Source organism: Amycolatopsis sp. NPDC005232 (assembly GCF_040607795.1).
Classification (GTDB): Bacteria; Actinomycetota; Actinomycetes; order Mycobacteriales; family Pseudonocardiaceae; genus Amycolatopsis.
The window spans coordinates 387,582-399,363 of record NZ_JBEXHL010000004.1; the positions used below are offsets into that span (position 1 = coordinate 387,582).

The 11,782-nt window shown below is 69.9% G+C and carries 8 protein-coding genes and 1 pseudogene; 2 read left to right on the top strand and 7 right to left on the bottom strand.

The window, feature by feature from the left end; genetic code table 11:
• Positions 1-98 precede the first annotated feature (98 nt).
• The 3 genes and pseudogenes from ABZU76_RS11300 to topA all read right to left on the bottom strand — a co-directional run.
• Positions 99-224, bottom strand: a pseudogene (locus ABZU76_RS11300) (ESX secretion-associated protein EspG); the annotation flags it as partial.
• Positions 225-302: 78 nt separating this feature from the next.
• On the bottom strand, positions 303-1,442 hold the full coding sequence (locus tag ABZU76_RS11305; protein WP_354867527.1) for an MFS transporter: 1,140 nt from the start codon (positions 1,440-1,442) through the stop codon (positions 303-305).
• A gap of 73 nt (positions 1,443-1,515) precedes the next feature.
• Complete coding sequence (gene topA, locus ABZU76_RS11310) at positions 1,516-4,404, bottom strand: type I DNA topoisomerase (RefSeq protein WP_354867529.1); 2,889 nt, start codon at positions 4,402-4,404, stop codon at positions 1,516-1,518.
• A 316-nt stretch (positions 4,405-4,720) separates the two neighbouring features.
• Between topA and ABZU76_RS11315 the strand changes: the two genes are divergently transcribed.
• Positions 4,721-5,536, top strand: a complete 816-nt coding sequence (locus ABZU76_RS11315; protein WP_354867531.1) for a serine protease — start codon at positions 4,721-4,723, stop codon at positions 5,534-5,536.
• On the opposite strand, the gene ABZU76_RS11320 is transcribed toward ABZU76_RS11315, so the two are convergent.
• A complete protein-coding gene (locus ABZU76_RS11320) occupies positions 5,533-6,252 on the bottom strand; it encodes a hypothetical protein (RefSeq protein ID WP_354867533.1) in 720 nt (239 codons plus the stop codon). The genes ABZU76_RS11315 and ABZU76_RS11320 overlap by 4 nt on opposite strands.
• A gap of 70 nt (positions 6,253-6,322) precedes the next feature.
• The gene (locus ABZU76_RS11325) at positions 6,323-7,642 is read right to left on the bottom strand and encodes an MFS transporter (protein ID WP_354867535.1); all 1,320 of its coding nucleotides are present in this window, start codon (positions 7,640-7,642) and stop codon (positions 6,323-6,325) included.
• A gap of 52 nt (positions 7,643-7,694) precedes the next feature.
• On the opposite strand from ABZU76_RS11325, the gene ABZU76_RS11330 reads away from it, so the two are divergent.
• A complete protein-coding gene (locus ABZU76_RS11330; protein WP_354867537.1) occupies positions 7,695-8,150 on the top strand; it encodes a MarR family winged helix-turn-helix transcriptional regulator in 456 nt (151 codons plus the stop codon).
• Between the two features lie 387 nt (positions 8,151-8,537).
• Here the strand turns inward: ABZU76_RS11330 and ABZU76_RS11335 are convergent, their stop codons facing one another.
• Entirely contained in the window at positions 8,538-9,122 is a 585-nt protein-coding gene (locus ABZU76_RS11335; RefSeq protein ID WP_354867540.1) for a hypothetical protein, read from the bottom strand.
• Positions 9,123-9,285: 163 nt separating this feature from the next.
• Positions 9,286-11,547, bottom strand: a complete 2,262-nt coding sequence (locus tag ABZU76_RS11340) for a sodium-translocating pyrophosphatase (RefSeq protein ID WP_354867542.1) — start codon at positions 11,545-11,547, stop codon at positions 9,286-9,288.
• Positions 11,548-11,782 lie beyond the last annotated feature (235 nt).

Below are 11,782 nucleotides of genomic sequence, written 5' to 3' on the forward strand. Positions count from 1 at the left end.
GAGCCCGGAAACCCCGAACCATCACGGGACCCCGAGCCACGAGGACCCCGACCCCCAGGCGGCCCTGAACCACCTGAACCAGAACCACCCACCCCCTCCAGCACCGGCGGCACCGTGAACTGCGGGTCGTAGAACTCCATCACCGACGGCCGCTCCGGTACCTCGGCCCGGAGCGGCGCGATGACTTCGTCGATGACGTCGAAGACTGCGGTCGCTGAACTCACCCTTGCATTGAACACCCTGGCACCGACAATTTTTCGAACTTTTGTTCGACTCGCCGCGACGTTGCGCCGAACGGTCGGTCAGCGGGCCGGAACCGGGGCCGGCCGCATGGTCGGAGCCAGGAAGTACACCGACACCACCAGCGCCCCGACCACGCCCAAAGTCCAGTGCAGCCCGATGCCGCCGGCCAGGGCACCGACGAGGACCGGGCCGACGAGGAAGCCGAAGTAGCCGCACGCCGCCACGGCGGCGATCGCGCGGCCCGGCGCGTCAGGCTGCTTGCGGCTCGCCGCGCTCCACGCCAGGGGCACCATGCCGGACACCCCGAGCCCCACCACGGCGAACCCGGCGACCGCGAACCCGGGCACCGGCACCGCCACCACCAGCAAGAACCCGGCCACGGTCACCAAGGTCGCCACCCGCATGAACGGCACCACGCCGAACCGCTCCACCAGCCGGTCGGCCACCACCCGCACCGCGATCATCGTGATCGAGAACGCGAAGTACCCCAGCGATGCCAACGCAGCCGACGCGACCGTGACCTCCCGCAGGTAAACCGCGCTCCAGTCGTTCACCGTCCCCTCGGCGACGAACCCGCAGAACGCAATTATCCCGAGCGGGATCAGCGCCTTGCCCGGCAGCGCGAACGCCGCGTCGCCCTGGCCGCGGTCGGCGCCCGGCAGGAACCGCGTCGACGCCGCCAGCGCGACCACCAGCAGCACCACGCCCGTCACGGTGAAGTGCAGCCCGATCGGCACGCGCTCCAGCAGCGCCCCGGCGCCGGAACCCAGCAGCCCGCCGATGTTCCAGAACGCGTGGAACCCGGCGAAGATCGGCCGCCCGTACGCCTCCTCGACGCGCGCGGCGTGGGCGTTCATCGACACGTCGAGCAGGCTGTTGCCCATCCCGAGCACCACGAGCGCACCCACGAAAGCGACCAGGTTCGTTGCCAGCGCGGCCAGCGGCAGGCCCGCGCACAGCACCGTGGCGCCGACCACGACACCCCGACGGCTGCCGACCTTCGTGAGCAACGGCCCGGCCGCCACCAGCGAGACCACGGACCCCGCCGCAAGGCCGAACAGGCCGATCGCCAGCTGCCCCGCGCTCAGTCCCGCGTGGGCCTGGGCCGCCGGGATCCGCGCGGCCCACGTGGCGAACGCCGCCCCGCACACCGCGAACACCACCGAAACGGCCGCCCGCGCACGCCGCGTCTCCTGCATCGAATACGCCCCCCAGACGCGAAGAAGGGGCCACCCGAAACGTCTCGGGTGGCCCCGACGGAAACTCCGCCTGCTACTTGGCCTTCGCGGCGCTCGCCTTCTTCGCGGGCGCCTTCTTGGCCGTCGTCGACTTCGCCGCGGCGGCCGACTTCGTGGCCGAAGCCGACTTCGCCGCCGTGGACTTCGCCGGCGCCTTGCGCGTCGTGGTGGTGCGGCGCTTCGGGGCCGGGCCCTTCGCCCGCTTCTCCGCCAGCAGCTCCGCGCCACGCTCGGCCGTCAGCTCCTCGATGCTGTCGGACTTCCGCAGCGTCGCGTTGTATTCGCCGTCGGTGACGTACGGGCCGAAGCGCCCGTCCTTGACCACCATCGGCTTGCCCGACACGGGGTCGTCGCCGAGCTCCTTCAGCGGCGGCTTCGCCGTGGCCGACCGGCCGCGCTGCTTCGGCTCCGAGTAGATCTTCAGCGCCTCTTCCAGCGTGATCGAGAACAGCTGGTCCTCGGTCTGGATCGAGCGCGAGTCCGTGCCCTTCTTCAGATACGGCCCGTAGCGCCCGTTCTGCGCGGTGATCTCGTCACCCGACTCCGGGTCCTTGCCCACCACGCGCGGCAGCGACAGCAGCTTCAGCGCGTCCTCGAGCGTCATCGTCTCGATGGTCATCGACTTGAACAACGAGCCCGTACGCGGCTTCGGCGCCTTCGCCTTCGCGGCCTTCTTCTGGGCAGCCGTCGCGCCCTCGGGCAGCGGCTCGGCCTCGGGCAGCACCTCGGTGACGTACGGGCCGAAGCGGCCTTCCTTCGCCACGATCTCGTGCCCGCTCACCGGGTCGACGCCCAGCTGACGGCCTTCCTGCGGCGTCGCGAAGAGCTTCTCCGCGATCTCCGACGTCAGCTCGTCCGGCGGCAGGTCCTCGGGCAGGTTGGCGCGCTGCGACTGGCCGTCGACCTCACGCTCGAGGTACGGCCCGTAGCGGCCCACGCGCACGACGACCTTGTGCCCGTCGGCGTCGTTGAACAGCGGGATCGAGTTGATCTCGCGCGCGTCGATGCCCTCGACACTGCCGTCGACCAGCTTCTTCAGCCCGCCGAGCCGCCCGACCGAGCCCTCCACGCCGAAGTCGCCGCCGAAGTAGAACTTCGAGAGCCACTGCACGCGGTGCTCGTCGCCGTTGGCGATGCGGTCGAGCTCGTCTTCGAGACCGGCGGTGAAGTTGTAGTCCACCAGGCGTTCGAAGTGCCGCTCCATCAGGCCGATCACCGCGAACGCGACCCACGAGGGAATCAGGGCGGAGCCCTTCTTCCACACGTAGCCGCGGTCCTGGATCGTCTTGATGATCGACGCGTACGTCGACGGGCGGCCGATGCCGAGCTCCTCCAGCTTGCTCACGAGGCTCGGCTCGGAGTAGCGCGCGGGCGGCGAGGTGGTGTGGCCGTCGGCCGACAGGTCGGCGGCGGTCAGCGCCTGGTCCTTCACCAGCACCGGCAGGCGGCTCTGCTTGTCGTCCGCCTCGCCGCCGGCCTCGGTGTCGACAGCCTCGACGTAGGCCTTCAGGAAGCCGGCGAACGTGATCGTGCGGCCCGACGCGGCAAAGGTGCACTCCTCACCCGACGTCGCGGTACCGACGATGCGCACCGACATCGTGGTGCCCTTCGCGTCGGCCATCTGCGACGCGATCGTGCGCTGCCAGATCATCTCGTACAGGCGGAACTCGTCGGAGTCCAGCTCGCCCGCGACCTGGCCCGGCGTGCGGAACACCTCGCCCGACGGCCGGATCGCCTCGTGGGCTTCCTGCGCGTTCTTCACCTTGCGCGTGTACTGCCGCGGCGAAGACGGCACGAACTCCTTGCCGTACAGCTGCGTCGCCTGGCTGCGGGCGGCCGAGATCGCCGACTCCGACAGCGTGGTCGAGTCGGTACGCATATAGGTGATGTAGCCGTTTTCGTACAGCTTCTGCGCGATCCGCATCGTGCGCTCGGACGTGAAGCGCAGCTTGCGGCCTGCTTCCTGCTGCAGCGTCGAGGTCATGAAGGGCGCGTACGGCTTCCGCGTGTACGGCTTCTCCTCGACGCTGGACACGGTGAAGTCGCGGTTGGCCAGCGCCTGCGTCAGGGCCTGCGCCGCGGCCTCGCCGAGCACGCGGATCTCCTTGGCCGTGCCCTTGAGCTGGCCGTTGGAGTCGAAGTCGCGGCCGGTGGCCAGGCGGGCTCCGTCGACGCCGACCAGGCGCGCCGGGAACGTCTGCGGCGAAGCGTCCTCGCCGGCATCCATCGTCGCGGAGATGTCCCAGTACGACGCCGAGGTGAAGCGCATGCGCTCCCGCTCACGCTCGACCACGATCCGCGTCGCCACGGACTGCACGCGGCCCGCCGAGAGCTTCGGCATGACCTTCTTCCACAGCACCGGCGAGACCTCGTAGCCGTAGAGGCGGTCGAGGATGCGGCGGGTCTCCTGCGCGTCGACGAGGTCGACGTCGAGCTCGCGGGTCGCGTCGGCGGCCGCGCGGATCGCCTGCTCGGTGACCTCGTGGAACACCATGCGGCGCACGGGCACCTTGGGCTTGAGCGTCTCGAGCAGGTGCCACGCGATGGCTTCGCCCTCGCGGTCGGGGTCCGTGGCGAGGTAGAGCTCGTCGACGTCCTTCAGCAGGCCCTTGAGCTCCGTGACCTTGGACTTCTTGTCCGGCGTGACGATGTAGAGCGGCTTGAAGTCGTTGTCGATGTCCACGCCGAGGCGCGCCCACGACTCGCCCTTGTACTGGGCCGGCACGTCGGCCGCGCCGCGCGGAAGGTCGCGGATGTGCCCGACGGAGGACTCGACGACATAGTTGCCGCCGAGGTACGGGGCGATCTTGCGGGCCTTAGTAGGCGACTCGACGATCACCAGCCGCCGAGTCCCGGCGCCGTTCGTCCCGGTGCCGTCCTTCTTGGTCCGTGCTCCTGCCACGCTGCCCTGCTCTCCACTCATCCCCGCGCCATCGCCCTCGATGGCTGCGGCACTCCTTTACCCCTCCGCGAGGGGTGCTGCGCCCGCGTCTTCGACCTGCCAGTGTGCACGCCCGCACCGGCCGCGCAGCGGCTAGGTGGCCTGACACGCCGCCGGGCCCCTGCCCGTCGGATCGCCTTTGACCTCGGCGATGTTTCCTCTCCACACCTAGCACGTGATTCCGGACACGTGCCGTGCAGGGTATCTCGCGATCACGCCGATACCCTCCGTTCGACGGTGGTGGACCTGACGTCGGCACCGCTTCACTTACTACCTCGTCGAGCCGAAAGGAACCACCATGACCCGACGTCTGCTCGGTGCCGTGGCCGTGGCCGTGGCCGCGTTCGCCCTGGTCACCGCCCCTGAGGCGAGCGCCGCGACCACCACGTTCTCCGGCACGGTGGCACTGTCCAACTGCTCCGGCTCGGTCGTCAAACCGGCCGGCACGCCGGACACAGCGCCCGCACTCGTACTTTCCAACGGTCACTGCCTGGAGTCGGGTTTCCCCGATCCCGGCGAGGTCATCGTCGGTCAGCGGTCCACTCGCACCTTCAGCCTTCTGTCGTCCGACGGCAAAAGTTCACTCGGGACGCTGAAGGCCAAGAAGGTCGTGTACGCGACCATGACCGACACCGACGTGTCGCTCTACCAGCTCGACACCACCTACGCCCAGATCAAGCAGAAGTACCGGGTCTCCCCGCTCGAGCTCGTCTCCGCGCACCCGACCGCGGGCACGCACATCGACGTGGTCTCGGGCTACTGGAAGACCATCTACTCCTGCTCGATCGACGGGTTCGTGAACGAGCTTCACGAAAACGGCTGGGTGTGGAAGGACTCGATCCGCTACACGCCCGAGTGCAAAACCGTCGGCGGCACGTCCGGCTCCCCGATCGTCGAGACCGCGACCGGCAAGGTCATCGGCGTGAACAACACGTCGAACGACGACGGCCAGCGCTGCACGCTCGACAACCCGTGCGAGGTCGACGGGTCCGGGAACGTGACCGTGCATCCCGGCACCAAGTACGGCGAGGAGACGTTCGGCATTCCCGCGTGTCTGACGACGGCGAGCGAGATCGACCTCAACCGGGCGGGTTGCACGCTGCCGAAGCCCTAACCGACTGCCTCAAGGACGTCACCCAGCAAATACTGAAGGGGACTCCCGCCGCCTCCGCCGCGGCGTGAGTCCCCTTCGGTGCGTTCTGGCCGCGTTTCCTCGCGGAGTTCCGGCAGCTCGGGCCACGCGTCCTCCGCGCCCGCGGGCGCCTCGCCGATGAGCTCCAGCAGCCCGTCGAGCTTGCGCCGCCCGGTCAACCGCGCGGCGGGCTCCTCGGCCTTCGGCCCCAGCAACCGCGCGTGGACGCCCAGTGGCGCCAGCGCGGCCAGCAGATCGTCGTGCAGGTGCGGCGCCAGCGGGTCCATGCCGAGCAGGTAGCCCGACGGCCCCTGCCGCCCCGCCGCCAGGGCCCACATGCGCAGCATCGCGCCGCTCAGCCGGAAGCCTTCGGGCAGCGCTTTGCCCGAATCGTCTTCGGACGGACCCGAGCAGCCCCGGCGCAGCCACTGCACGGACAGCGGAAGGAGGTCGACGCGGAACGACGTGCGCACCTGCGGCCGCCCGCACTCCCTCACCGCCACCTGCGCGTCAGCCCCACGCCGGCGGCACTCGCGCGCCAGCACCCGGGCGCGCCACTGCTCGTCGACGTTCACGGACAGCCGCGCTGCCGTGCGGCCGAAACCGGTGATCTGTCCTTGGCAGCACAGCAGGCCGGCCAGGTCCGCAAGCCCCGGGCCGCTCGCCTCCGCCGAGAACAGCGAGATCGTCCGATCCACGCGGATCATGATAGAACACAAGTTCGATCGGAGGCGAGGGTTAGGCGGCGGATTTTCGCCGATCGGGCGATCATGCCGCCACGCGGTCGTCGGCGGCGCGGGGAGCGGCGACCACGGCGACCAGCATCGCGGCGGCGGCCACGAGGAACACCGCAGGCAGCGTGAGCAGGCCGAAGATCGAGATCCCGAGCGAGCCGCCGATCTGGCGCGCGAAGGTGAGTGTGGCCATCCCGGCGCCGAGGATGTCCGGTGGTGCCCACGTCTGCGCCAGCAGCGTGTAGGCCTGCATGGACAGCCCGAGCGCTGCACCGCTGCACGCGAGCCCCACGACGACGGCGACCAACCGCGTCGGGCCGGACTGAAGGAGCGGGAGTGCCGCCGTGGCAAGGAGTCCGGCCACGCCGAGGGCCAGGCCGAACCGACCCCACACCGTGACGCACGGCCATCGGCGGGCGAGCAGCGCGAATCCGCTGGTCACCAGCACCTGCCCGACGCTCATCGGCACGAGCAGCAGGCCCGTGGCCGCCGGACGCGCGACGCCGATGGCCAGTGGGACATAGGTGAAGCTGCCGAACAGCGCCACGCCGGACAGGAAGGTGACGCCGACAACCCTCGCGAGGCGGGCGTCGGCGAACAGCCGCGGCGGGACCAGTGGCGCGGCCGCACGCCGTTCGACCTGCACGAAGGCAACCGTCGCGGCTAGTGCGACAGCCACCAGCACGGGCGCCCACCCCAGCGCCGCACCACTGCTGAGCACGACGACACAACCACCGACGACCGCGACCAGAACCGCGCCCGTCCAGTCGAACCGGATTCGGCCCGCGCGCCACGTGCCCGGCACCGAACGCACCCCGAGAAACAGAGCCACGACGCAAATCGGCAGGTTGATCAGAAAGATCGACCACCAGCCCGCGACGGCCGCCAACAGGCCGCCCAGCGGAGCACCACCGATCGACGACAACGCGAACACGGCTGTCAGCCAGCCTTGCCGCCGCACCAGTTCGGCTCGATCGAACAGCTCCGCCATCGCCGCCACCGCGGCCACGATCAGCCCGCTCCCACCCAGCCCCTGCACCGCGCGAAACGCGACCAACGCGGCCAGCTTCGGCGCCAAGGCGCACGCGACCGACCCAACGGCGAACGCTGTTACCGAGCCGACGAACATGCGCCGCCGTCCCCAACGGTCGCCGAGGCTGCCCTGCACCGGCGTGGCGACCGCGACCGCCAGCAGGTACGCCGCCGTCACCCCGCCCACCGCACCCGGATCGCCCAGGTCAGCTCCGATGGACGGCAGCGCCGCGACCACCACGCTGGTATCGAGCGAAGCCATCAGCAGCCCCAGCACGAGCGCGGCGAAGGCCGCGTCGCGACCGCGGGGAAGTACATGCATATCGCACACGTTATGCATGCGGATCGCACACAGTCAAGGTAGGGTGGAAGCCGTGACGCCACCCCTCACCGAAGCCGGCCCCGCATTGTTCCGCCTGGTCAGGCACTGGTCCCGGCGCTGGACCCTGCGCACGTCGACCGAGCTCACGGGCGAGATGCGCCACGTGCAGCACATCCTCGCGGTCGAGGCCGTCGACACGAGCAGCGAGCACACCGACGAAGTGACCGTCGCGACCGTCGCGCACCACCTCGGGCTCGACCACTCCGGCGCCAGCCGCATGGTCCGCGACGCGACCGCCGCCGGCTACCTCACGCGCGGCACCTCGGGCAAGGATCGGCGGCGCGCGTCGCTACAGCTCACCGACACCGGGCGCGAACTGCTCAACGCCTCGCACCAATGGCAGCGCAGAACGTTCAACGACCTCACCGCCACCTGGTCGCCCACCGACCGGCAACGCTTCGCCGGCTACCTGATTCGCTTGACGAGCGAGCTCGACCTGGAGAGTTAGCGAGTCCCGTCGCCGCCGGGCGTCGCCGGTGCTCACCGACAGTGGGCGCGAGGTCATCGCCACGTCGCCCCCGTAGCAGCGCAGGACGTTCAACGACCTCACCACCAGGTCTGCAGCGGCGGTTCGCCGGGCTCCCTCGTGCGCCTGACCGAAAACCCCGTCAGCGCCACACATTCGGCGCCAGGCGCATCGTCCGCGCGATCGCAGCCGGTGACGCCTCACGACACCTTGGGCCAGGGTCGACGGCCCGTCGCCGCAGCTCACCGATAGCGGACCAGAGCCGCTCGACGTGTCGCACGGGTGGCAGCGGCGGAAGTTGAACGAGGTCACCGCGACCGGAGCAGCAGCTGACCGCCGACTTCCCCGTACGCCTCGCTGAAAGCCCCGTCAGCGCGGCGCCGGCGGCACCACGAGCTGCTGGCAGTCCGGCGCCCGCTTCCCCGCGGCCGAGAGCTCCGGCGTTGCGTTGAGGCCCTGGAGGACGTTGAGGGCGGCGACGTCGTCGAGGGTGGCCCGGGCGTCGCCGAGAGCGGTTTTGGTGGCGGAGGCGTCGGTGGCCGTGTCGAGGCGTTCGCGGGCGGTGTCGGCGCGCGAGCGGACGGAGGCGAACTGCTTGAGGAGGTCGCCGCGTGCCTGGTCATCGCCGGGGAGGGGTGGCGGGCCGACGCGGTCGAGGCCGTCGACGGTCTGGTCGATGCCGTCGACGACAGAAGACAGGAGCCGGCTCGACGTGCGGGAAGCCTGTTCGGGCGAGCTCGGGTCGATCTCGGGCAGGTTCGCGAGCGTGCGCACGAGGTGGGTGACCGCCGAGCAGTAGCCGTCGGCCCATCTCGCGGCCGGATCGGCCTGGCTGGAGGTGTCGGCCTGCCCACCGCTGTGGGTCTGCGGCACCGGCGGCTGCTGCCCGCAGGCGGCAAGGCCGATCCCGAGTGCCGTGACCAGCGCGGCTAGAACGGTCGACCGCGGCCGCACCGCGACACCTCCTGCCCGTCGACGTCCAGGTGCCCCCGACCGTACCGATCCGAGAATCATTCGCAAGTCACCCACCGGAGTGCGGGAAGAATTCCCGACACGCCGGGGCCCGGCGCGCGAGCAGCGCGCCGGGCCCCGGACGGGTTTCGCAGTGAACAGCGGATCAGGCCTTCGCCTCCGCCGGGGCGTTCTCGATGACCGTGCCGCGCCGCTTGGACACGACGATCGCCGCGACGATGACCGCGACCGCGACGACCGCGATCACGATGCGCCACGTGGTGTTGGCGCCGCCGCCCAGCGTCAGGCTGACGACCGCCGGCGCGATCAGCACGGAGACCAGGTTCATCACCTTGATCAGCGGGTTGATGGCCGGGCCCGCGGTGTCCTTGAACGGGTCACCGACGGTGTCACCGATGATGGTGGCCTCGTGCCCGGCCGAGCCCTTGCCGCCGTGGTTGCCGTCTTCGACGAGCTTCTTGGCGTTGTCCCAGGCACCACCGGAGTTGGCGAGGAAGATCGCCATCAGGGTGCCGGTGGCGATCGCACCGGCCAGGTAACCGGCGAGCGCCTCGGTGCCAAGGCCGAAGCCGACGGCGATCGGGGCGAACACCGCGAGCAGACCCGGCGTGGCGAGCTCACGCAGCGAGTCGCGCGTGACGATGTCCACGACCTTGCCGTACTCGGGCCGCGTGGTGCCCTCCATGATCCCGGCGATCTCGCGGAACTGGCGGCGCACTTCCTGCACCACCGCGCCGGCCGCACGCGAAACCGCGTTCACGGCGAGGCCCGAGAACAGGAACACCACCGCCGCGCCAACGATCACACCGACCAGAGTCTTCGGGCTCACGATGTTGGCGATGAACTCGTCCGTGCTGCCCACGGCCTTCGTGATCGCGTCCGAATAGGACCCGAACAGCGCGGTGGCCGCGAGGACCGCCGTGGCGATCGCGATGCCCTTGGTGATGGCCTTGGTGGTGTTGCCCACCGCGTCCAGCTCGGTCAGGATCTGCGCGGCCTTCTCGTCGACGTCGCCCGACATCTCGGCGATGCCCTGCGCGTTGTCGGAGACCGGGCCGAAGGTGTCCATCGCGACGATGACGCCGACGGTGGTCAGCAGGCCGGTGCCGGCGAGCGCGACGGCGAACAGCGCGACGCCGCCACCCAGCAGGTACGCACCGAACACGGCGGCACCGATCACGAGCGCGGTGTACACGGCGGACTCGAAACCGACCGAGATGCCCGACAGGATCACCGTGGCGGCACCGGTTTCCGACGTCTTGGCGACGTCCTGCACCGGCTTGTGCTCGGTGCCGGTGTAGTAACCCGTGATCTTCAGGATGATCGCGGCGAGCACGATGCCGATGATCACGGCGACGGTGGCGATAACCGCCGGGTTACCGGTGTTGCCCGCGAACTCCGCACCGAAGTCGGAGAAGCTGCTCGGCAGGTACACGAACGCCGCGACGGCCGACAGCACCGCGGAGATCACCGCGGAGATGTAGAACGAGCGGTTGATCGTGACGAGACCACCCTCGCCCGCGCGCGCCTTCGTGATGTACACGCCGATGACGGCCGTGATGACACCGATGGCCGGCACGATGAGCGGGAAGATCAGGCCGCTGGAACCGAAGGCGGAGCTGCCCAGGATCAGCGCGGCGACGAGCATGACCGCGTAGGACTCGAAGAGGTCCGCCGCCATGCCGGCGCAGTCACCGACGTTGTCACCGACGTTGTCGGCGATCGTCGCGGCGTTGCGCGGGTCATCCTCGGGGATGCCCTGCTCGACCTTGCCGACCAGGTCCGCGCCGACGTCGGCGGCCTTCGTGAAGATGCCGCCGCCGACACGCATGAACATCGCGATCAACGCGGCGCCGAACCCGAAGCCCTCCAACACCTTCGGGGCCTGACCCGTGTAGACGAGCACGACGATCGCGGCACCGAACAGGCCGAGGCCGACGGTGATCATGCCGACCACGCCACCGGTGCGGAACGCCACGCGCATCGCGATCTCGCGCCCGCCTTCCTCGCGCGCAGCGGCTGCCACGCGCAGGTTCGCCTGCGTCGCGAGCCACATGCCGAGGTAGCCGATGGTGAACGAGAACACCGCGCCGACGAGGAAGAAGATCGAGCGACCGATGCGCTCGTTCCAGTCGTCGGCGGGGAGCGCGAAGAGCAGCAGGAACACGATTACGCCGAAGATGGCGAGGGTGTTGCGCTGCCGCTTCAGGTATGCGGCCGCACCTTCCTGCACCGCCTTGGCGATGTCCTGCATCTTGGCGGTGCCCTGGCCCGCGGCCAGCACCTCCCTGAGCAGCACGTAACCGATGGCGAGTGCGGCAAGGGCGACCACGGCGACCACACCTACGATGGTGTAGCCACCCCCGGAGAGCGTGAGACCGCCCTCCGCGAGGAACTGCCGGGACATTCGTCCTCCTGGGAACGCCGTTGGCCAATGCGGACTCGTCGTACCCGGCGTGCCTGCACTGGCATGGATCTGTACCGAGCGACACGCTAGCCGTGCGGGCAATGCACGTCTCACATGACGATCGCCACAGAGGGTGTGGATTGCGGGAGTGTATTGGTAGTGCTCAGCGGGCCTGCAACGCGTCCCGGTCACGGTACGTTCCGTGACCTTGTGTGATTGCTCACTTGATCGATCT

Coding starts and splice junctions, on each gene's coding strand:
- ABZU76_RS11305 (WP_354867527.1), bottom strand. CDS start 1,442: ATGCAGGAGACGCGGCGTGCGCGGGCGGCCGTTTCGGTGGTGTTCGCG.
- topA (WP_354867529.1), bottom strand. CDS start 4,404: ATGAGTGGAGAGCAGGGCAGCGTGGCAGGAGCACGGACCAAGAAGGAC.
- ABZU76_RS11315 (WP_354867531.1), top strand. CDS start 4,721: ATGACCCGACGTCTGCTCGGTGCCGTGGCCGTGGCCGTGGCCGCGTTC.
- ABZU76_RS11325 (WP_354867535.1), bottom strand. CDS start 7,642: ATGCATGTACTTCCCCGCGGTCGCGACGCGGCCTTCGCCGCGCTCGTG.
- ABZU76_RS11340 (WP_354867542.1), bottom strand. CDS start 11,547: ATGTCCCGGCAGTTCCTCGCGGAGGGCGGTCTCACGCTCTCCGGGGGT.